This window comes from Shewanella sp. SM73, assembly GCF_025653795.1.
Taxonomy (GTDB): Bacteria; Pseudomonadota; Gammaproteobacteria; order Enterobacterales; family Shewanellaceae; genus Shewanella; species Shewanella oncorhynchi.
In genome coordinates, this window is the sequence record NZ_JAKKRY010000007.1 from 44,022 (window position 1) to 66,645 (window position 22,624).

At 45.3% G+C, this 22,624-nt stretch carries 12 protein-coding genes; 3 read left to right on the forward strand and 9 right to left on the reverse strand.

The genetic code is table 11. The features are described 5' to 3' along the window. Nucleotides 1–178: 178 nt before the first annotated feature. From L5M51_RS11620 to L5M51_RS11630, 3 genes are all read right to left on the reverse strand, one after another. On the reverse strand, nucleotides 179–3,250 hold the full coding sequence (locus L5M51_RS11620) for an efflux RND transporter permease subunit (protein ID WP_263172828.1): 3,072 nt from the start codon (nucleotides 3,248–3,250) through the stop codon (nucleotides 179–181). Then, the gene (locus L5M51_RS11625; RefSeq protein WP_263172830.1) at nucleotides 3,250–4,464 is read right to left on the reverse strand and encodes an efflux RND transporter periplasmic adaptor subunit; all 1,215 of its coding nucleotides are present in this window, start codon (nucleotides 4,462–4,464) and stop codon (nucleotides 3,250–3,252) included. Before L5M51_RS11625 ends, L5M51_RS11620 begins: the two co-directional genes overlap by 1 nt. A gap of 295 nt (nucleotides 4,465–4,759) precedes the next feature. Beyond that, nucleotides 4,760–6,124 carry a leucine-rich repeat-containing protein kinase family protein gene (locus tag L5M51_RS11630; RefSeq protein WP_263172834.1) on the reverse strand — a complete coding sequence of 455 codons (1,365 nt, stop codon included), beginning with the start codon at nucleotides 6,122–6,124 and terminating at the stop codon, nucleotides 4,760–4,762. A gap of 210 nt (nucleotides 6,125–6,334) precedes the next feature. Between L5M51_RS11630 and L5M51_RS11635 the strand changes: the two genes are divergently transcribed. Beyond that, on the forward strand, nucleotides 6,335–7,768 hold the full coding sequence (locus tag L5M51_RS11635; RefSeq protein WP_263172836.1) for a LysM peptidoglycan-binding domain-containing protein: 1,434 nt from the start codon (nucleotides 6,335–6,337) through the stop codon (nucleotides 7,766–7,768). A 175-nt stretch (nucleotides 7,769–7,943) separates the two neighbouring features. On the opposite strand, the gene L5M51_RS11640 is transcribed toward L5M51_RS11635, so the two are convergent. Together L5M51_RS11640 and L5M51_RS11645 are read right to left on the reverse strand one after the other, a co-directional pair. Further along, a complete protein-coding gene (locus L5M51_RS11640) occupies nucleotides 7,944–9,065 on the reverse strand; it encodes a sterol desaturase family protein (RefSeq protein ID WP_006083140.1) in 1,122 nt (373 codons plus the stop codon). Between the two features lie 231 nt (nucleotides 9,066–9,296). Next, the gene (locus L5M51_RS11645; RefSeq protein ID WP_173497148.1) at nucleotides 9,297–10,667 is read right to left on the reverse strand and encodes a DUF4397 domain-containing protein; all 1,371 of its coding nucleotides are present in this window, start codon (nucleotides 10,665–10,667) and stop codon (nucleotides 9,297–9,299) included. Nucleotides 10,668–11,042: 375 nt separating this feature from the next. On the opposite strand from L5M51_RS11645, the gene L5M51_RS11650 reads away from it, so the two are divergent. Further along, nucleotides 11,043–13,760 carry a DEAD/DEAH box helicase gene (locus L5M51_RS11650; RefSeq protein ID WP_263172839.1) on the forward strand — a complete coding sequence of 906 codons (2,718 nt, stop codon included), beginning with the start codon at nucleotides 11,043–11,045 and terminating at the stop codon, nucleotides 13,758–13,760. On the opposite strand, the gene yidZ is transcribed toward L5M51_RS11650, so the two are convergent. The 4 genes from yidZ to ansB form a co-directional block, all read right to left on the reverse strand. Beyond that, on the reverse strand, nucleotides 13,757–14,737 hold the full coding sequence (gene yidZ, locus L5M51_RS11655; protein WP_219234529.1) for an HTH-type transcriptional regulator YidZ: 981 nt from the start codon (nucleotides 14,735–14,737) through the stop codon (nucleotides 13,757–13,759). The genes L5M51_RS11650 and yidZ overlap by 4 nt on opposite strands. Then, nucleotides 14,712–15,902: an MFS transporter gene (locus L5M51_RS11660; protein WP_263172843.1), complete on the reverse strand. Its 1,191-nt coding sequence runs from the start codon at nucleotides 15,900–15,902 to the stop codon at nucleotides 14,712–14,714. The genes yidZ and L5M51_RS11660 overlap by 26 nt, the downstream gene beginning before the upstream one ends. Before the next feature lie 254 nt (nucleotides 15,903–16,156). Then, nucleotides 16,157–18,991, reverse strand: coding sequence for a M16 family metallopeptidase (locus L5M51_RS11665; RefSeq protein WP_263172846.1), 2,835 nt, complete (start codon nucleotides 18,989–18,991; stop codon nucleotides 16,157–16,159). Nucleotides 18,992–19,474: 483 nt separating this feature from the next. After that, a complete protein-coding gene (gene ansB / locus L5M51_RS11670) occupies nucleotides 19,475–20,533 on the reverse strand; it encodes an L-asparaginase 2 (protein ID WP_263172847.1) in 1,059 nt (352 codons plus the stop codon). A 556-nt stretch (nucleotides 20,534–21,089) separates the two neighbouring features. On the opposite strand from ansB, the gene aspA reads away from it, so the two are divergent. Further along, nucleotides 21,090–22,532 (forward strand): aspartate ammonia-lyase, encoded by a 1,443-nt coding sequence (aspA, locus tag L5M51_RS11675; protein WP_131524382.1) that lies wholly within the window; start codon nucleotides 21,090–21,092, stop codon nucleotides 22,530–22,532. Nucleotides 22,533–22,624: the final 92 nt, after the last annotated feature.

Consider the following 22,624-nt stretch of genomic DNA (forward strand, 5'->3'; position numbering starts at 1 on the left):
ATGAGGCAAATCCACTCGCACTTAAACACTCGCTTAAATACAACAAAGATCATTAAGTTATCGACAAAAAATTAAGCCAACGCGTTTAGCCGTTGGCTTAAATCATAACGTATTTACAGGCAAGTTGAACCCATGCCTCTTAGCCTAGGGGCGATAAACCCAGCGCATAAAACTCAACTTAAGCACTTCGCAGTCTAGCAAGCACATCCTTGGCCTTCAATTCAGCCATAGCGACATAGGCCACAGGCACTACAAATAACGAGAAGAAAGTGCCCGCTAACAGACCTCCGACTAAGACTAAACCTATGTTAGCTAACCCTAACGAGCCCGGTCCCGATGCCAAGGCTAAAGGAATCGCACTTAAAATCATGGTTAAAGACGTCATTAGAATCGGTCTTAAACGAGATTTGGCACTGCTTCGCGCCGCCTCAATCGCACTCAAACCTTGGTCTTGTTGCTTATTGGCAAACTCCACCAGCAAGATACCGTGTTTAGTCACTAGCCCCACTAAGGTTAATAAACCAATCTGCGAATAGATATTCACACTCTGGCCAAACAAGGCTAAGGTCAATAACGCACCGACAATACACAAGGGCACAGTCAGTAAGATAATTAAGGGATCGACAAAACTTTCGAACTGCGCAGCCAAAATCAAATAGATAAACACCAATGCCAGCAAGAATAGCGACTGAGTGCCCGCCTGCGAATCCATAAGATCCTTTACCACGCCATTGTATTTAAAGCCTTGGGCATCATTAAGCAATGTCGGTAATTGTTCATCTAAGTAGGTTTTGATTTCATCAGTTGAATAACCGGGCATAATATCTGCCGTCAATTCAGCGCTATCAAGACCCATAAACGTCTTAATGTTAGATTCTGCCGTAGTCTGTTTAATCGACACAAATTGCGATAATGGCAGTGCTTGCCCAGATTCAGAAGTGACATACAGCTTATTCAACACTTTAAAATCACTCAGTTTGTCTAAGCTTACTTGCACTTGAATAGGATAAGTAAAACCATCGGTAGCATGTAAGTCCGCCGCCTTCACTGAGCCAAGAAAGGTAGAAAGCGCATTAGTGACATCACCATAACTCACACCAGAGAGGATAATCGCGTTGCGATCGATAGACAGATCGTAGCGTAGTTGATCCCTCAGCACTGAGTTGCCCACGTTATTCAGGCCAGGATAATCCTCGAGTAACTTTTGCACTTTGGCGGCGGTTTCGCTGAGTTCGTCCTTATTCCGATCTAAGGTCGTCAGCTCTAAACGCAAGTTATTGGCAATATTGAGATTATTCGCTGAGCGAATGCTAAACGACATGTTATAGGCAGAAACGTTTTCCTTTGATGTTGTAATCAAGTCGCTGATCACATCATCTATACCCTCACTGCGCTCACCCCAAGGTTTGAGTAGTACATGGTTCACAGGCTCTCCCTCGATATAAGACAAGTTAGCCCCAACCGCGGGATGATCGTCCATCACGCTATTAAGCTCAGCATTGTGATTGAGATGATACTGCCGACCGACACCGGTAGGGCCATTAGACGCCACATCGATAAAGCCGGAGTCCTCCGCAGGCAAGAGTATTTTGGGTAATTGCCAGTAAGCAATACCCGCAAGACCCACCAAAACCACAGCCGCGCCAAACATCAAACGCTTGCGAACAAACCACTTATTCAGCTCATTGATATACAAATGATTTAACTGCTGCAGCGCATTCTCGACTCGGCTAAACCATTTAGGGTGTTGCTCAGTGGTATTGATAAGATAGGCGCTCATCATAGGCGACAAAGTTAACGCCACCACGCCAGAGATCATCACGGCCGCTGCTAAGGTAAAGGAGAATTGCCGAAACAGATCGGCGGTTAAACCCGACATTAATCCGATCGGCAGATACACGGCGGCGAGCGTTAATGTCATGGCAATGATAGGGAAAATGATCTCCTGACAGCCTTTAATCGCCGCATTGAAAGGCGTTTCACCGTTTTCAATATGGCGATAGCAGTTCTCGACCACCACAATGGCATCGTCCACCACCAGGCCAATGGCCAAAATAATCGCCAGAATAGTCAACACATTGATACTAAATCCGAGCGCCGACATCACAGCAAACACCCCAATCACGCACACGGGAATGGTAATAATGGGGATCGATGCCGCCCGCAGGCTACCCAAAAATAACACCACAATCAGCGAAACTAAGATCACTGCTTCAATCAACGCAGAAAAACCTTCGTCGATGGAGGCTTCAATAAAATCAGCTTGGTTGTAGGCCAAGTTCATTTCTAAGCCTTGGGGTAAATGTTTTTGCATGCGTGCAATTTCGGCTTTAATGTTCGAAGCCACTGTCACTGGGTTAGCGTTGCTCAGCGGTAAAATCTGCAATGACATTGCACTATGTCCACCGATAGACAACATACTCGGCGACAGACTTTCCTCGCCCATCACCACATCGGCAACATCGGACACACGGATGATCTTACCCTCGCTGACCTTAATCACCAGATCCTTCACGTCTTCAAGCGTTTCAACTTGATTCAAAGGGTTAATCGAGAAATCCCGCGACTTACCTTTGATCGCACCCGAGGTAAAACTGGCATTGTAGGAGCCTAACGTGCCCACCACATCGGCAGCTTTAATATTCAGCGCTTTCATTTGTTCAGGATTGAGCCAGACTCTGACCGCCTTTTGTGAGCCGCCATAGGGCCCCCAAACAGCACCAACGCCTTGAACTTGTTTGAGTTGCGGTACTAACTGCTGGCTAATGTAGTCGTACATAGCCTGCTTTTCCATGCCTCCCGCGTTCACAAAGGTGATGATATTACTGGCAGAATCTGTGGCCGAGGTATCGTCGGTGACTGTGGGCTTATCTATCATGCTCTGGGGGAAATCGTTAATCCCTTCGACGCTGCTACGCAACTTGTTCATTAAGTTGGTGTATTCAATATCGCTAGTGTCATCATTGAATTTAATCGTTAATGAGCAACGCCCCTCGCTACAGTCGGTCGACATAGTATCGACCTTATCTATGCCCGAAGCCGCAGCAATCAACTTATCGGCCACGTTGCTCGACATAAAATCGGCGCTCGCCCCTGCAATCGACGCATTCACAGATGCCGAGTGGGTGGTATGCTCAGGGAAGTATTGGATATCGAGTTTTTGAAAGGCAATCAAACCCAGTAACACAGCCATAATACTGAGTACGGAGGCGAAGATAGGATGACGAATACAGACTTCGGGTAAACGCATTATTCAGCCACCTCAATATTTGGAGTTGAGCCTGAATCAGCACCTTTGTCAGCGCTTGATGTTGCCGCTTTATCTGCAGTGTTTCTATCCTGCACGACTTTGATCTTGCTATCGGACTTGAGGTTTTGCATACCCGTTTTAACGACTAAATCGCCTTCGGCTAAACCTTCAGTCACGACGGCATAACCGTCATTCGTATTTTGAGCGAGTTTAACCACTTGCTTTACTACGCTATCGCCCTGCACTAGCCAGACAAAACGTTCATCGTTATTGGCAATAATCGAATTTTGCGGCACTAATAGACGTTTAATCCCTAGACTATAGAACTGCTTGATGTTGGCGAACATGCCAGGAGCAAGCTTAAACTCAGGGTTTTCAAGGGCGGCATGCACTTCAACCCGTCCTGAGCTTTCATCTACCGCTGGGGCAACATAGTTAACTAACCCTTTGAATACCTTATTACCATAGGCCTCAACAGTCACATTCACCTTTTGGCCCTTTTGCGCCTTGCCTAAATCCTTCTGACTGATGGCATAACGCACTTCGACCGGATTTAAACTATAGAGGGTGACTAAGGCCGTACCAGCACCAATTTGACTGCCGATAGACTGACTAAAGCTGGTCAACTGACCATCGAAGGGCGCCTTGATCAGGTAATCGTTCATGGTTGCTTGTTTCTGGCGAAAATCCGCATCGGCCAAATTCACATTTTCCCGTAGCTCATCCACATCTTGCTTAGCAAGCGCAAAGGGTTCTTTAATCAGTAAGTCTTCGATACGCTCCAGCTTAGTTTTAGCCAGTGCTAAGGTGCTCTTGGCTTTGTCTAAATCAGCCTTGGCTTTAATGTTGTCCTGCTCGGCAATCACTTGACCTTTAGTCACTTTGTCGCCGTTACTAAAATGAATCGCGCTAATTTTTTCGCTAGCATTAAAGTTCAGCGTGGCTGAATCGATAGCGTTGATTTTACCGACTTCATTCACTACATCGGCAAAGGACGTTTCTTTAACGGCCTCGACCGTCACAGGGATGATGTCGACCTTGTCCGCCGACATCACGGCCATAGGGGCTAAAGCGAAAACACTCGCCAGTAGAAACGGCAAAGGCGCGAATAAGGGCGCCTTTGAGAGATGATGGGAATGGCTTTTTAATGAAATATCGCATGCACTGCGTGCTCGTTCAGTTACTCTTTGTGTAAACATCGTTTGTGTAAACATAGTATGCAAACCTATCGTTCTTACTATTCAACGGACATCCTATCCGACAACAGCAAACCGGATTGAACCCAAAACTAATACCAAGTCCCCCAAAGTGCCTGTTTAAGCAATTTGAGGTTATTTGGGTATACAGCCTATAGGCTTAATCCCAGTCAGTGCCAGTAAAAACTCGGTTACACAACCAAACAAAACAATAACCTAACGATAAACTCAATAGTGAGCACTTAAATCACACAAACAACCATAAAATACAGCAAACTTGAAACAAGTGTAGAGCCAGCCTATTAGCAAGCCACTATTTACCTTTTAACAGGGCTCCGATAGCCTTTTTCACATCTGCAAAACAGGGGCGCTGAGCCACATCTAACTGCATGCACTCGTCTTTAATCGCACTCAACTGTGTGTAGTACAGAGGGCCAATCGAGGCACTCACATAGGCAGATGCATCCACATAGGCCAACAGATCTTCAATCAAGCAACCAAGCGCCCGCACTTCAATAGCTTCTATCGCTAAGCGTTCTGCTGTCGATAGATTGCGTAAGTTTGATGCCGCACCAAAATCCCCAAACAATAAGCTCATCTGTTGATTAACCATAATATTATGGGCGTAGACATCACCATGACTTACTTGTTTGGCATGTATGTGCGCCATTGCATCGGCCAACTGGTGTGTGATTTTGGCGACTTCATCAAGGCGAAATTCGCTACCGTCTTTAAAGGTATCGCGAGTGCAGGTGACAAGACTTGGTGGTAGCCCTAAGTTACTAAACCCTGGCGGAATAAGTTCCATCACTAAACCCAATTGATCTTTCTGGCTAATGTGCGCCACGACCTTAATAAGGCAGGGATGATCACCCGTTGTGAGACAGCAATCTAACTCGTCAGCGGGATAACCATCACTCGTCACTTCACCCTTAAAGAGTTTTACCGCAATCTGCGCCGACCCCGTCGCGGCTATCATGGCTTGATTCAACCAATCGCCTCGATAAATGACCCCAGAAGCCCCTTCGCCAAGCTTCTCAGCCAACTTGATATCACCCAGAGTCACATTCACCACTGTGGCCACTGTGGCCACATCGGCGTGGGGATCGACTAAGGTATGGCTGAATGGATTTCCCGCAAAGGCGAGCCAAGTCAGTTTGGGCAAACTGAGTAACCAAGCTGGCAGTGCGTGGAGTTGATTGGCCGATAAACGCACTAACTCTAAGTTGCGGCAATTAGCCATGGACTCGGGCAAGGCTGTTAAACGGTTACCCGCTAAGGCTAATTTTTGCAGACGATGTAAATCGCCCATGGCCGCAGGCAATGTCTCAATGAGGTTATCGGTTAGGATGAGCCAGCGGGTTTGCAGCGGTAATGCCGCCGCAGTCACTGTTTTAATTTGATTGGCCTTAAAGCCAATCATCTCTAAATTTGTGCATAGCCCTAATGCCTCAGGCAAATGTTCAAAGCGATTATTCGAGGCGAAAATTATCTTTAAATGCGATAAGCGGTGTAAATCCTCGGGCAAAGTGCTCAGTTGATTATTCGATAAATCGAGGATTTCGAGGGTATCAGCTAAATCAAAAATCTCCCGCGGGAACTCGGTTAAATCCTCAACCAATTGTAAACGTGTGATCCCTTGTAACTGCCCTGCCCTTAACTGCGCTAACGTCTGCACTTTGCTACCCAAGTTAATGAAAAATCGCGGCTATGGTAGCGTATAAATCGATAAAGCTAAACGCAGGATCTGCAATCAAAGGGCGGCACAATCGGCCTTAAGACAACTTTGATACAATAGGTAAAACTTGGGGGAGCTATCCAGAAACTCGAAAACAGATTAGCATGTGCACCAATATGGAATGCCCAGTCAACTCATCACAGGACAATCATGCGGACACATTTTCGCCAAACGCACTCTTTTACAGTGCTTATGCTTGCCATGCTAATGGCCCTACTGAGCGGTTGCGCTACAACATCAGCAAGCCCATCAACCACTGAATTCAATGCCACAGCAAGTGATGTCAGTAATGATAACGACCACTCGCCACAACAGCATCAAACACCACCCGAAGTGGTTGAGCAGTACAGCGATGTATGGGAAAAGATCCAACACGCCAATACCATTGACGTCCATGATGATGCCGAAGTACGTAAACAGCGTAACTTTTTCGATGATAAACAAAAATTTATGAATCAGGTTGGCGATCGCGCCGAGCCATTCTTATATTACATAGTCAGCCAGCTAGAAGCGCGTAACATGCCATTAGAATTGGCGTTATTGCCCATAGTCGAAAGTGGCTATAACCCTTTAGCACAAGCTAACGGCCCCGCAGGACTGTGGCAAATGATCCCTGCTACTGGACGTAATTTTGGCTTAACGGTGAATTCTGCCTACGATGGCCGTAAAGATGCGCTGGCCTCAACCGATGCAGTGCTCGACTATCTACAGCACCTATACGACACCTTAGACAAAGACTGGATTAACGCCGTCGCCGCCTACAATACCGGTGAGCTAGTGATCAAAGCCGCCATTGATAAAAACAAAGCCAAGGGCAAACCTACGGACTTTTGGTCACTGGGCATCCCCGCTAAGCGAGTACAAACAGTCCCTAAGTGGCTGGCATTTATTCAGATTATTCGAAATCCCAACCACTACGGTTTAAAAGTCCCCCCTATTGCTAACCGCCCTTTCTTGGAAAGAGTGCCAGCACCTAATGGCGTAGATATTGGCCAGATTGCTAATGCAGCAGGGCTCAGCAAAGCAGAATTTAAAACCTATAACCCAGGCTTTCGCCAAGGTGTAATCCCCAGCAAAGGCAAATATCAAATCGCCTTACCACTGGAAAACATAGGTCATTATCAGGAAAATCAAGACAAGCTCTACGCTCAAAAACGCTATGACAGCCAAAGCTATATCGTCAAATCTGGTGACACCCTAGGCACAATCGCAGCCAAGTTTGATATGTCAGTGAAAGCATTAAAACAGGCCAACAATCTGACATCGGACCGCCTAAAAATCGGCCAAGAGCTCACACTGTTAACGCCAATGGCGGGCAATGATAATGAGCCTGAACCCACTAAAACCAAGGCGAAGACAGATAAAAAAGTGAGCAATAAGTCGTCGACCAAAGCTAAAGCAACTACCTCAACATCGACCGATAAACCTGCTGTAAAAGCGACTACTTACAAGGTGAAATCTGGTGATTCGCTGGATAAAATCGCCCGTAAGAATAAGGTTAAACTGGCTGACTTAATGAAGTGGAACCAGCTCAATGGCAAAAGTATTATTAAGCCGGGCCAAGAACTGAAAATTTCCGAATAACGATTGTAGTTTGAACGGCAAAAAGCCCAACAAAGCGCGGTTCCAAAGCGCTGTGTTGGGCTTGTTTCTATCCCAATATCAGAGTTAACCGCCACAGCTCAGCGTTACTACTCAGTTGACCTAACCAATACTCCCGGACAATCATTCCAAAACAAACCATTCTAATTGCACGCCATTATTTTGTGTCTTTCTTCGCTAAACCAAGGGGATACAATTGCTGCTTAAACATGCCAACAGGCATGTAATCGCCCACGACACCATATTGCTCTGGCCACTCTTTCTGACCTCGAACTGCAGTCCCAAATAGGTAATCTAAAAAAGAAAAATGGGCAGCATAGTTACGGTCGATTGCCGCCTTATCGGAAGCATGGTGCCAATGGTGGAATTGCGGACTGACAATTAAGTAACGTAGCCAGCCAAAGTTAACCTGCACATTGGCATGATTAAAGACCGCCTGCACGCCAACGATAATCACATAAATACTGATGATGTCTTTGGAGAATCCCAAGATAAAAATCGGCGTGAGCACTAAACAACGGGTAGCAATCAACTCAAACATATGTTGCCTTGAACCAGCCAACCAATCTAAATGTTTCGCGCTATGGTGCACCGAATGGAAGCGCCACAGGAAAGGAATTTCATGGTAGGCACGGTGCGCCGCATATTGCATTAAATCGGCGACCAATAGAATCAACAGTAGTTGCAGCACAAAGGGAAGACCCGCAATAAAGCTTTGCACTGTGCTGGAAATAGCCCAAGAAAAGCTCGACTGTACAAATTGGTTGGCCACCAATAATACAAAGCCAATCGCTAAGTGATTCACCAGAAAATGATTTAAATCCCCTTGCCACTCGGGTCTCAATATTGCCTGTTCTGGTTTATGGGGTAACCATTTCTCGATAAAAATGAAAATTAAGGTTGAGCCTAATAAGTCTAAAATAAACCAATCTAAACCCAGTGAGACCTTATGATTAGCAAAAGGCTCGACCTCAACTTGATGACCACCAAAGGCAATCGCTAAACTCACAAATACCCAAGCCACAAAGCCGAAACGCTTATTTTTATTTCGAATAAAATTCAATAAACCTAAACTGCCCGACACCACTAAGGCGACAAATATTAAGCTGCGAATAACATCGACATTATAGCTTTGGCGTAATTCTGGAGTGGTGAGATATTCGGGAAAATGAAACGCCAATACACCCAGAAACGATAATATCGCTAACATACACGCTATAGTGCCGCTAATACTGCCTTCACCAATTTGGAAATGGCCGTCTTTAAATCCTTTACTCATCACAGTGAACTCCTTTTCCTATATTGCTCGCGTTACTCACATCACAGCAATGCTCGGCTTAATTTTTGCCGATCAGCCTACATTAACCCCGCAGCCACAATCAATAAAAAGTGAATGCTAAGACAATAATGCTCAATCTACTAAGCCCACTAAAACGAGCACAAAAAAACAGCAAAAAAAGCGCTACCTAAGTAGCGCTGTTTTATTAGAGCCGTTCACTCACCTTAGCGGTTAGATCTTAATCAAGTTATAACCAAAGCTAGTAGAAGGATCTTTATTCAGCACCATAGTCACATTGTCTTCATTGCTGAAATCCATTAAATCGGATGCATAGACAACGGTTTTAGTACCGTTTTCCACAGCGATAACCTTAATAGAATATTCGCCAGCTGGCACAGTCAATGACTGAGGGCTCGCAGGATTGACTGCGGTGATCTTATTTACAGCCGTTTCAATCGTGTCATTTGCCTTTAAGAAATACACGGTTAGATTGCTTTTATCGGCAAAACTCACAATGTCGAACTTAAAGCTATAGGGACTTGGCGTCTGAGTTTGCTTCATCTCCATCGCCTTCACTTGGCTGCCCTGCTCGGTCGTTTGCTCATAGATGAAGATGGTTTTAATGTCATCTTGGTTAAGGGTGATAAGCACATTATCGAGCAATTTATTTTGCGTACCGTGGTCGAACACACTCACACCAAAATCATTAAACTCAGCACTTTGATAGCTAGTCACCCCAAAAGATGGCACTTCGCTAAACAGAGTATCTTGCTTACTGCTAGCCACTTTCACATCGATAATGTGCGAACCTAAACCGTTAAAGACGCGATAATCGACACTCGCTTCTAATGCTACATGATTGCGAACATTGGTGGTTGAATCGACACTGTCCAAGGTGATTTTTGAATCCGAAGCACCAAAACCTTCGCGGATAATCAGCTTATAAGGCACCTTAGAACTGAATTTAATGTTCGCAGTTGTATAAGAAACATTGGTTGTTCCCGCTGGTGCGAGGTAAACCTTATATTCACCCGTATCCATCACTTGCGGCTGCGACACTTCACCGTAGGCCACACTGCCTAACATCACAGCATCGGCAAAGGTTTGGGTCGACTTAGAAACATAAGCGTCAAAGGCTTGGGCATGCACTGCAGTATTGGCAATCAAGAGCTGCATTTTACTGTTTTCAGCCACTTCGTTGAGCTTATCGAGTTCAGTGCGAGAATAGTTGATATTAAGTAATTTAGGTTCGGTAAAATCACCATGTAATACAAAGAAATGGTCCGTTGCAACTTTCAAATCGATATTTTCTTTATAAATAGAGATATCTTTATCAGAGGCATCCTTAGCCATCACTTCAATCGCAGTTACGCCAGCCGTCGACGTAAATCGCGGCATAGTGTCCCCATAGATCACACTTTCATAGGTTTTATCGGCAACTTTGAGTGCAGTAACAGTGCTTCCAGCTGAAGCATTATAGAATTGCACATAGGTGGCATTTTGATCTGTGCCCTCTTCATTATTATCATCTGAGCCACATGCCGTTACCGCTAAACAGGCAACAGCCACCGCAGCGAATCCCTTTAGCTTACTTTTTATCATTGTTTCCCTCATTAGCAGACAAAAATTCAGTTCAATCTACGCAGTTATACAATGACAACAATGGCAATTTCCACTAAAAACAAAAACAAATATTTTACAAACTCAAACACTTAACAAACATTTCAATAACACACAAAAAAGTGATACAAACCACACTTTTCAGGCCCTTAATTGATACAAATGCGGCTGCTGATACTTTTGCTCGCTTCTCAAAAACGCTTCTGCTCCAGTAGAAAATGGCTGATCTATCGAACACCTCTCTTTTAGGCTTAAAGCGACTATAGATAAACTATCTTTAGACGGTACAAACCTTGTTCGACTAATGCGATTAGGTTACTCTCGCATCGCCAATTAAGCCTTTGGGATGGATAGGATTTGCAAGGGATTCTCAACTACTACAAACAATGTTTTCAACACGATAGTGCCGAAATCAATCTCTGGTCTAGCCACAAGCTTGCCGAGCAAGATCAGCTATTACTCCAACATGAAGACGAGTTAAGCAGTGGCTTCCTACCCCGCTTGCCTGTGCCATTTGCTCCCGCCAGTGCATTACTAGCACGTAGCGCTTTGTATTTACGTGAAAAGGTATTATTGCACTGCTGTCTGTTTTTCTGCGGCGCAGTCGACCTTAATGGCGAAAAACGTAAAGTCGTGACACCACTCCTTTATCGCGAATGCCAATTACAGGCTGACGGCGATAATCTCTACCTAGAGAGTAATAACACTCTAGCTGGCAGCGGACCATTCACTATCAATGAAGCTCTATTAGAAAAATTAGTCGTTGAAGGACATAGCCTAAGCCAAGATTTACGCGATAATCCAACGGATGTCAGTGGCTGGATATCTTGGCTGCGGGCGGGCCAAGCCGATGTCGATACCAGTCATTTATTGCATTTTCCCAAGCTGATCGATGAGGCTGAATTCACTAGCTTATGCCGTAAACGTGGGCAGTTTCTTGTCAGTCGAAGCCAAATCATTTTGGCAGAACGTTCGATCGCAAGCCGCGGCATTTTGCACGAACTCGACAAACTAATGACAGCGCCTGAACCATCAGCACCGCTTAAAGCGCTATTCGCAGAAACACAACAAACAACATCAATAAGCGCCAGTGTAAACACGCAAGAGGCTTATCTTCCAGGGCTGTTAAGCCGCGCGCAAATTCAGGCCTTAAAGATTGCGGCCAATCATACTTTGGGGCAGATCTCAGGCCCACCGGGAACAGGTAAGAGTTACACCATAGCCACTGTGGCGGCGGAGCAGGTATTAAGGGGTAAATCGGTACTTATCGTCGCCCATACCGATGTTGCTGTTGATGTGATTGCCGACAAGTTACAGCAACAGTTCCAGCTTGGGAGCAGTCTTATTCGAGCAGGCTCGCCGCAGTTTATAAAAGTCCTTAAAAACCAGATTGATGAAATGCTCCATGGTCAGCACCCTGCATCTGATGAAGCCGTCTCGGATAGGTTGCTACTCAATGCAAAACAACAACTTAATACTGTGACTCGTCAGCAAGTCAAGATGGAAGCGGGCTTTATACGTCATTGCCGCCATGCCATACGTCGCGGCCAAAAACTGGCGACCTTACAACAAGGACAATCCCGTTGGCGCTTAGGATTTTACAACTGGGCTTACCATGCAGGTATAAAAAGGTTTGCCCAGCAATGGAATGAACTCGATAAATTAACGGCCCTCATCGCGCAAAAAGAAGACTTAAGCCTCAAATACTTACAATTGGCCACTCACTATCGATTAAACCAATTACTCAAAAATAAGCGCAGTACATTGGTGAGTTTTGCCAGTGCGTTACGCGCTCGGCAGTCCGCTAAGCAACTCGACGGCTTCTACAAGACGGATTTTGATGCCTTAAAACAAACCTTTCCCATTTGGTTATCTAGCCTTGCCAGCTTACATAAAGTGCTCCCTATGGAGCTGCAAATGTTTGATTTAGTCATTATTGATGAAGCCACTCAAGCCAATATTGCCGCATGTTTACCGGCCTTGCAGCGAGCAAAGGCCGCACTGGTGGTGGGAGATAGCAAACAACTGCGACATTTCTCGTTTTTATCCCGCGCAAAACAAACCCAAATCCAGACCCAACTCGGACTCGCCCCGGATTGCCGCGGCCTAATGAGCTACCGTGATGCCAGTATGCTCGACTTAGCGTCACTGTCCCTTGCGAGCCAATCCCAAGTGGTATTTTTAAATGAGCATTTTCGGAGTAAACCTGAGCTGATCCAATTTAGTAATCAGCAGTTTTATCAAGGCATGCTGAAGATTATGCAGCACAGACCCTGCACGAGTTCAGGGCACTTACACAGAGTCCACGTTACTGGCAGCCGTGATAGTAAGGGAATTAACGCCATAGAAGCTGAGGCATTAATTCAAAAGTTAGCTCAACTGATTAATGAACAAGATAATGTATTAGTGCCTTCCAGCATTGGTGTGCTCTCCTGTTTTCGCAATCAGGCAGAGTATTTATCCCAGCAGATCCTCACGCGCTTTAGCACGCAGCAAATAGAACGCCATCAATTACGGATTGCCACGCCCTTTGGTTTTCAAGGGGAAGAGCGCGATATTATGCTGCTGTCGTTTAGCATTACGGCCAACGACAGCCGCGCCGCCGTGTACTTAAATCGCGAAGATATGTTTAATGTCGCCATCACCCGCGCTAAACAGATGCAGTGGCTATTTTTATCGGTACAAGCACATGAGCTCCCCAACAATAATTTACTGGCAACTTACTTAGCATCGGCGGGCCAATTTCAAGCGGCGCACAATTATGTCGATGCCCTCGATAGCTTCGGCCAGTCAGTGGCACAGGCGATTGAAGCAAAAGGCATAACAGTCTGGCGCGCCTACCATATGGCGGGGCTAGAACTGGATATTCTGTGCCGCTATGGTAACCAATATTTAGCAATAGATTTAATCGGTTACCCAGGACCTTGGGCGGACTTTTTCGATATTGAACTGTATAAACTCTTACAGCGCGCGGGCATTAAACTGATCCCCGTCAGCTATGGGCTATGGTGCCAACAGCGAGAACTTTGTATCCAACATATTTGTCAGCAATTGGGTATTACCCAAACAAGTTAATGCAGTAAATAACAGCCTTGATCATGCTGTTGGTAAATCGCTTTTATCTTGCTTCGCAGCCAAGTGATTTTGGGGTTGTGGCTGTTTCTCTTATGCCAAATCAAGGTAAAAGGAATAGCGAGTTTATCAAGATATTCGTCGCTTAACGGGATGGGGCGACTCACTAAGTCAGGGTGTAATTGGCGAGCATATTGTTCGCAATATTGTGGCGCAATTGCCATCATGCTGTGGTGAGGCTCTGCCGCGACAAACAGTGACTGCTCAAAACTGGCCAAGGTCAGCACAATATTACGGCTTAACCCAAGCTCAATAAGCACATCATCTAAGGCCCAGGTTTCGCTCTTTTCCCACAAGATATTGATATGCGAGTATTTTAAGAAAGTGTCTATATTCCACTCTTCCTGCAAGGCGGGATGATCGCGGCGCAAATACACCTGAGGAAGATCGGTAAATAAAACCTCAAAATCGATAAAATAGGGTAATAAATCAAGGGATTCCTTGGAACGTGGATGACTTTCTCGACCGGTAAAACCGATATCCGCTTCACCACGCACAATCGCTTCGAGTGAATCGTAATCCCAATTTCGTACCTTCACCTTTGCATCAGGGTATTGAGTATAAATGGCCTGAGTCAGCTCATTAAGCATGATAAGCAACAAAGGCGACTCAAGCATCAACTCGAAGGTGAGCCCTTTGGTCATCTCGTCACCACGCTTAGCCATCAGTTGCTTACCCATTTGCAACCATTCGGATAACTCCTGCTCCATACCGTGAGCCAATGGCGTTAACTGAAATCCCTGCGGCGTTTTGACAAATAAGGGATCGTCAAACCAATCCCGTAATTTGGCCAGCGACTTACTCACAGTGGATGGCGTGACATTGAGCTTTTTGGCAGTCTTAGAGACACTCCGCTCCTGTAATAAAAGCTGCAAAATAAACAATAAGTTAAGATCAAGCCGACTCAGGGATTTGGTCATTAAGTACAATTTCCGGCAATTTAGGAACCGCTAAGATCAGTGTAATGCTCACCAGCGCACCGACAGCGAGGATCACTAATAATATATTAATCGCACTCACTTCGAGCAGACCCATCACCCAAATATACAAGGCTGAAGTACACACTTGGGCAATTCCCAGTAAAGAGCTGGCAACCCCAGCCCGAGTAACAAATGGACTCAGCGCCTGACTCATGGTGACCCCAAATCCAATCGCAAAGCCCGAACACACAAAAGCAAAACCTAGCAGATTGAATGACTGACTAACCCCGCCCAATTGAGTCAAGATCAATACCAGTGCTGCGGCGGCAAATAATGTCTGAGAGAACAAGATTAAGGATTTTTCTTTAAACAGGTTAAGCAAAACGGGCGTCGAAAATGAGGCCACCATACTCACAAATGCTGTCATAGCCATAGTGTTAGAATATTGTCCACGGTCAAACCCCATCTGCCCCATGATCAACATGGGAGAGACATTTACATAGCTTAAAATCGTGGTCACACCTAAAGTCGTTATCACCACACGACTGAGAAAAAACCGCTGTTTAAAGGATTCTTTATATCCACCCAGCTCAACTGTGGTGTGAAATTGCTGTTTAGGATAGGTTTCGCGTAATACAAAAATACACAGGGTTAAGACCATTAATCCCATCCCCGCCATAGTGTTAAATAGGCTAGGCCATGGGAATTTAAGCATAATTAAATGGCCTATCACAGGCGCTATCACAGGGATAATGCAAGTCACGCCATTGACCATAGAGAGCACTTTTGCTCGGCGCTTATCGTCTAATACATCACGCAAAATCGCAAAAGCCACAACATAGCAAGAACCCGCACCAATGCCTTGTGCAAAGCGTGCCATTAAAAAGAGATCACTGGTTTGCGCACTACCGGCAAAGTAAGAGGCAATAGCAAACAAAAATGCGCCAAACAAGGTAATGGGTTTACGCCCAATCCTATCGGCTAAGCTCCCCGCAAACAGCATAGTGGTCGCCATGCCCGCAAGATACACTGAAAAAGCAATATGCAGCTGCGCCTCACTCGCCCCTAAATCCTGCGCAATTTGCGGCAAACCGACCAAGTACATATCTATCCCTGTCGGGTACAAAAGCACCAGACAAAAACTGCACAATAGATATCGAAACATATACCTCACCCCGTTAGCCATCTCACACATAAGTTGCGCCTAGCCTAGTTTCACTCGCGCAGATCTGTGAGTGGCATTTTCGACAACAGGTATTTCCATTGACGACCTATGGGTGGGCATAACACCACGAACGTGAAATAAAAGTTGGTAAAAGAAGATAGAGGAGGAAAGGGGTAGAAAAATATCCCCTGCGGTTTGCGACCACAGGGGATATGTCGGTGAATGATCAGTCTACTATTCTATGAGCCCAACACTCATTGCTGAGGTTCTGGCGGTGCAGGAAGGACTTGGATCATTAAACTGCTATCATCTTGCAGATATTGCTGCGCCAATTTATTAAGTTCTGCAACTGTCATCTGCTGCGCTAACGCTTGCCTTTGTTTAAAGGCAGCAAAACGACTAGGATGACTCTGGGCAGTTGAGGTGAGATCTAACCAAAAACCATTGGTTTGCGGCGCAGCTTGCATCCACTCAAGCACAGGTTGGCGGGCTCGATTAAGTAAGTCCTCACTGATCCCCGAAGGCGCTTTAACTTGCTTAACTGCGACGGTGAAATACTCGGCAACCGTTGGCAACATAGCTTGAGTCGTCACGCTAAACAAACCTAAGTAACCATAACCGCTGGCATTGAAATCGTTGTAAGAAAAGGCCGATGGTGAATAACTCGCGCCCGCTTTCTCCCTCACGTTTTCCGTTAATAGAATGCTTAGCACTTGCTCCAGCAGACCCAATCCCGCGTGTTGACTCAAGTGAGTCATGTCCGTTGTAGGCCACACCATGGCAAGTGCCGCCATATCCAGTTGACCATAATGCGTTAATGTTTTCTGAACGGGCACTTTCGGAAACACAGGTACTATCGACTGAGCATTAGCAATAGGGCTACGCTTAATGGCGCCAAGCGTTTCAGCCACAGCAGCAATGGCACTCGCCTCATCAAAATCACCCACAATAGCGAGTTCAATCGCCCCTTGCTCGACGGCCGAATGGAAACTCGGCGCTAATTCTCCAAAGTGACGTTTGAGAATTTCTTCAGGCTCACCATAACCATAACGTTTATCACCATTATGGGAGATACGGGCAAACTGATTAGAAAACTCAGATTGTGGGTTGCTATGAATACTTTGTTGCTCGGCAATCACTTGTTCACGAAACAATTGCTCAGCCTGCTTATCCATACCCGGCTCAATTAAATAAGCCGTCATTAAGCCAAGCTGCGTGCGTAGCTCTGCGGCATTAGTGCTAATCTCGCCGCCAAAACTTTGCTCACGCAGGCCTAAGTTGATGGAAATATCTTGTCCCGCAAAAATATCCTGCAGACTGTCATAATCATGGGCCTTGAGCCCACCCTGCACAAACGCACTGTTAAACAGATAAGACAAACCATCCAACTCAGGGAATGGCACTTCACCAAAGCCAATGTTTAGGCTGACCAATGTGGTGCCTTTGTTAAAGTTGGTAGGCTTAAGATTAAGGCGCACGCCATTGGCAAATTGCAGTTGGCGAATCCCCGTTTCCTTATCGCGACTATCGGCCACTAACTTGCCTTGCTCGCCAAACTGAGTATAAGCAAACTCATCAATCGCCTTGATTGATGGTGCGCTCACCGCTTGTTTACGGCTTTTCTCGTAGCTGGCGATAAGCTGTTTTTCAGCATTTTCAATAGACTTATTGCTCGTCAGATACAAATACGGCGTGGTGTTCCATGTTTGATTAAACACTTGGCTTAGCTTTTGCGGTGTCACTGTTGGCATTATTTTTTCAAAAAATGCGAGCTGCCAATCGGGTTCGACAGGGACGCGATTGCCCGCCACCGAATACACTAGACTCTCGGCAATATTCACACTGTGAATGGTACTGCTACCCGCGACACTTAGCTGATATCCCTTATGCATACGTTTGATTTGCTGGTCAATTTCCTGCTGGCTAAAACCAAACTCTTTTGCTTGACGCAGGGTTTTCTCCAAGAGTGCGATTCCCTCTTGCCAGTTATTTTCCTGCGTACCTAGGCTCATTTGTGTGCCATAGGCAATATCAAACTGCGGTCCAACCTGCAGGTTTACACCATATAAACCTTGGCTATGCAGTAATTGCGACTCCATACGGCGATACAAGATGCCGTGGGCAAGCTCGAGCAACATTTCCTGCTCCCGCACAGCAGGGCTATCGGTAATCGCTGAGATGGGTTTTAGCATGCCAAGGGAAACTGACGTTGACAGACTTTGATCAAAAAATGCCGCCGCATCGACACTTTGGCGCTCTGCGACAGTACCAATAGCTTGTTCCTTGGTTTTAGCGGCCAAAGGCGCGGCTTTCCAACTGGCAAACTGTTGTTTTATCTTTTGTTCTACCGCGGCTACCTCGATATCTCCCACCACAATTAAAGTGGTGCGTGAGGGCGTATAAAAACGCTGATATAAAGACAGCAACGCCTCACGATTGGCATTACTGATACTGTTCGCCTCACCCACGGGGAAGCGCTTTGACAGCAATGTGTTTGGCATTAAAAACTGTAATTGGTTACGGTAATTCTCAAGATCCGCACCGCTACGTTCACGCAGCTCAGACAACACCACCGCTTTTTCACGTTCAATTAGCGCTGGGTCGAGTAATAGATTACTGCCAATTTCTCTCATTAAAAACAAAGCAGTATCGATTTTATCTTGGCTATTACTTGGCAAGTTGAATTGATAGACCGTCTGCTGAAACTCAGTCACAGCATTGGTATCGGCGCCAAAACTCAGGCCAAGGCGCTGCAATGTCGGCATCATCTCCCCCGCAGCCAATCCGGTCGATCCATTAAAGGCCATGTGTTCAAGAAAATGCACTAATCCTTGCTCGGCATCAGACTCGACCAAAGAGCCTACATCCACCCGCATCCGCACTATGACCGCCTGCTCCGGCGTCTTATTGCTCACCAATAAATAACGCATACCATTGGCAAGTTCACCGGTATGGACCCGCTCACTCATAGGCAAGCCTGTCGTTCCCATCCACAGCGGATCTTCGCTCGCCTGCAGTGGCAACGCCATACTCAAAAGCGCCAGCAGTAACCACTGACGCACAAAACTAATTACCTTGAAATTGTTCATTAAAATTCGCACTTTTCCCCCAAAATCAAACAAGAAACCTAGGAAGCGCTCACCTATGTTTCAGATAAAATAAGCTTTCACTATAGTACCTAAAGCACTTTAAGTCACAAAATCAATACCTTATGCCGTACTAAAAATAGTTTATCGCCTTGATATATAGTCAGAATATGCCGAAAAATAATGAGCGAGGAAGGAAGCTGAAACAGCTGTGGATTTAATGGTTACTGTGGAATGGTATACATATATTAGCGAAATATTGAGTGTTTAATTAGCCAAGCACTTTCTTAAATCTAATTACAGAGCAATATCTTGATTGAAAATCTGAGTTGAACCCTCACAATTTTGGCTTTAAAAATCACACCAAAGTTTAGATATTTCGACTCATGCCTCGTGAAAAAACCACTTCACAGGTAAGCCATTAATGCAAAATGCAAAAGCCCTACGAATATTCGCAGGGCTTTTGTTTTATCACGCAGTTGAATCTTAAAACTGTTGAAACCAACGTTGGATCTGCTGTGGATCTTTGCTTTGCGTTAACGACAGCATCAGTAAAATGCGGGCTTTTTGCGGGTTAAGATTACCTGCTGCGATAAAGCCATATTTAGCATCGTCTATCTCGGCATCAAGCGTGGTTGCGCCTGTGGGCACTCGGCTAGAGCGAACGACTAAGGTGCCTTTTTGACTCCCCTTAGCTAAGGTATCAAATATTGAGTGGTAAATATTACCATTACCTACACCAGCGCTGACTATGCCATCAAAACCCGCTTCAACCATAGCTTTGACAGGTAAATCGCTGGCATTGGCGTAGTTATACACTATGCCTACCTGCGGTAACTTGTCGAGTTTGCTAACATCAAAAGGCGTTTGCCTTGTATGTTGACGCTCAGTTTTGCCCATGTACTCAATCTTGCTGTTATGGATAACGCCCAGTGGACCAAAGTTAGGCGCGGCAAAAGTGTGTACACCTGTAGTGTTAGTCTTAGTCACATCGCGGGCATTCAATACGGTATCGTTCATCACCACTAACACGCCTCGACCTTTAGATTCGAGGTTAGCGGCGGTCGCGACTGCGTTATACAGATTCATCGGGCCATCGGCACTCATGGCGGTTGATGGACGCATTGCCCCAACCAGTACTACAGGCTTATCGCTCTTGATGGTGAGATTTAAAAAATACGCCGTTTCCTCTAAGGTATCAGTACCATGGGTAATGACGATACCGTCGACATCTTTATCAGCCAATAGCAGATTGATGCGCTTGGCTAAGGCTAGCCAAACTTTATCGTTCATATCCTGCGAACCGATTTTAACCAGTTGCTCACCTTGAATATCGGCAAGTTGTTTCATTTCAGGCACGGCTGCAATTAAGCTACTAATGCCCACTTCACCAGCCTGATAGTTAGACTCAGTAGCCGATTGTCCGACTCCCGCAATAGTGCCACCCGTGGCAATAATACGTACCTGTGGAAGCGCCTGCGCCGCGGAGGAGAGAAATAACCCTAAAGTGACCGAGAGCAAAAGCTTACGCATTGGAAAATTCATGCTTACATCCTTTGATTAATAATAAACGCCCACAGTGTGCACTATTGTCTAAGCCTCACTGTGATAGCTCTCACTAAAATGAAATAACATATTTAGCGTTATCTAATTGATTATTTAAACTTTAAGGAAAACACCATGCATTTATTATTGAGTAGATTTAACTAATCAATGATTATTCGCTATTGACGCAGTGACAATTAAATATCGTATGGTTTATTTAATTTTAAAAACACTTGAATAAATATGTCGCCGATTGGTTAACGAATAACAAATCTATAGCTAATTTGCATCAAAAAGTAATGGCTCACACTAGTGATCCGAGTTGAGAGACTTATCTAAGAAAAAAAAGAAATACACTATTTCATACAGTTAAGTGATCACCATCCTAATCCTGTTATTGCCAAAGCGTTAAGATCTACTTCGATAGTCAAGGAGACGATTCTCCTTCATGTTTTCGATGAGTTATTCTTGATGTGTTACGTATACTTATTGTACACATCCACAACTCAATACTCGGAGATATATCTTACTATTAATTGGATTTAATAGGATCGAAATGAAAGATACTAATAGCGTACGGATCGAAGAAGATTTATTGGGCACGAAAGAAGTTTCCAATGAATTTTATTATGGCATACATACACTGCGTGCCATCGAAAACTTTAAGCTGAGTAATCAAAAAATTTCCGATGTACCTGAATTAGTCCGTGGCATGATGCTAACAAAAAAAGCCGCTGCCATGGCTAACAGTGAATTAGGCGCTGTAAGTCCTGAAATCGCTGACAAAATTATTGAAGCGTGCGATCTGATACTTACAACGGGTCGATTTGTTGATCAATTTCCGGTCGATGTTTATCAAGGAGGCGCAGGCACTTCAGTCAACATGAATACCAATGAGGTATTAGCCAACGTTGCACTGGAAATCATGGGGCTAGAAAAAGGCCGTTACGATGTCATCAACCCTAATGACCATGTTAATAAATGCCAATCGACCAACGATGCCTATCCAACAGGTTTCCGTATTGCGGTCATCAACAGTACCGATATTCTGTTAGATGCATTAACCGACCTTATCAGCGCTTTCGACACTAAAGCCACAGAGTTTAAAACCATCTTAAAAATGGGCCGCACTCAATTGCAAGATGCCGTGCCTATGACCTTAGGCCAAGAGTTTCATGCCTTTGCTGTTACATTGCGAGAAGAAATTAAGTCCATCAAGCGTTGCCAAGAGCTGTTGTTAGAAGTGAACTTAGGCGCAACCGCCATTGGTACAGGGCTCAATACGCCTGTCGGTTATTCCGCATTAGCCATTAAGTATCTGGCAGACATTACTGGCCGCGCCTATGTGCCAGCGGAAGATTTAATCGAAGCGACATCCGATTGTGGTGCCTACGTTATGCTGCACAGTGCAATTAAGCGTATGGCGATCAAAATGTCTAAGATTTGTAACGACCTACGCTTACTTTCATCGGGTCCACGTACAGGTCTGAAGGAGATTAATCTTCCTGAGCTGCAAGCGGGTTCCTCCATCATGCCAGCCAAGGTTAACCCTGTGATCCCTGAGGTCGTCAATCAGGTTGCCTTTAAGATTGTCGGCAACGATATCACTATCACTATGGCTGCCGAAGCTGGCCAATTACAGCTTAACGTAATGGAACCTGTGATTGGACAGGCGATGTTTGAGTCGCTCAGTTTGATGGGCAATGCCTGTATCTCTCTACGTGAAAAATGCGTTGAAGGTATCACAGCAAATCCAGAGATCTGCATGGCCCATGTGATGAACTCTATCGGGATCGTGACCTACCTTAACCCAATCATCGGCCACCATGAAGGTGACATCATAGGCAAAATTTGCGCCCAAACGGGTAAAAATGTCCGTGAAGTGGTACTCGAACGCGGTTTATTAACGGTTGAAGAACTCGATGACATTCTCTCAGTTGAAAACCTGATGAATCCTAAATATCAGGCTAAACGCAACACCAGCAAAGCCAAAGTGTAACTCAGTGGGGCTGGGGAGCCTTCCCCAGCCCACAACTCGATGATTCAAGAATAAGCCTGCGCAGAGTGAATATGCGCAGGCTATTGAAATTA

Bases quoted from the DNA above. Each gene is read 5' to 3' on its own strand.
- L5M51_RS11640 (WP_006083140.1), bottom strand. From the start codon at position 9,065: ATGAGTAAAGGATTTAAAGACGGCCATTTCCAAATTGGTGAAGGCAGT.
- ansB (WP_263172847.1), bottom strand. From the start codon at position 20,533: ATGAATTTTCCAATGCGTAAGCTTTTGCTCTCGGTCACTTTAGGGTTA.
- aspA (WP_131524382.1), top strand. From the start codon at position 21,090: ATGAAAGATACTAATAGCGTACGGATCGAAGAAGATTTATTGGGCACG.
- L5M51_RS11645 (WP_173497148.1), bottom strand. From the start codon at position 10,667: ATGATAAAAAGTAAGCTAAAGGGATTCGCTGCGGTGGCTGTTGCCTGT.
- L5M51_RS11625 (WP_263172830.1), bottom strand. From the start codon at position 4,464: ATGTTTACACAAACGATGTTTACACAAAGAGTAACTGAACGAGCACGC.
- yidZ (WP_219234529.1), bottom strand. From the start codon at position 14,737: ATGACCAAATCCCTGAGTCGGCTTGATCTTAACTTATTGTTTATTTTG.
- L5M51_RS11635 (WP_263172836.1), top strand. From the start codon at position 6,335: ATGCGGACACATTTTCGCCAAACGCACTCTTTTACAGTGCTTATGCTT.
- L5M51_RS11665 (WP_263172846.1), bottom strand. From the start codon at position 18,991: ATGAACAATTTCAAGGTAATTAGTTTTGTGCGTCAGTGGTTACTGCTG.
- L5M51_RS11660 (WP_263172843.1), bottom strand. From the start codon at position 15,902: ATGTTTCGATATCTATTGTGCAGTTTTTGTCTGGTGCTTTTGTACCCG.
- L5M51_RS11620 (WP_263172828.1), bottom strand. From the start codon at position 3,250: ATGCGTTTACCCGAAGTCTGTATTCGTCATCCTATCTTCGCCTCCGTA.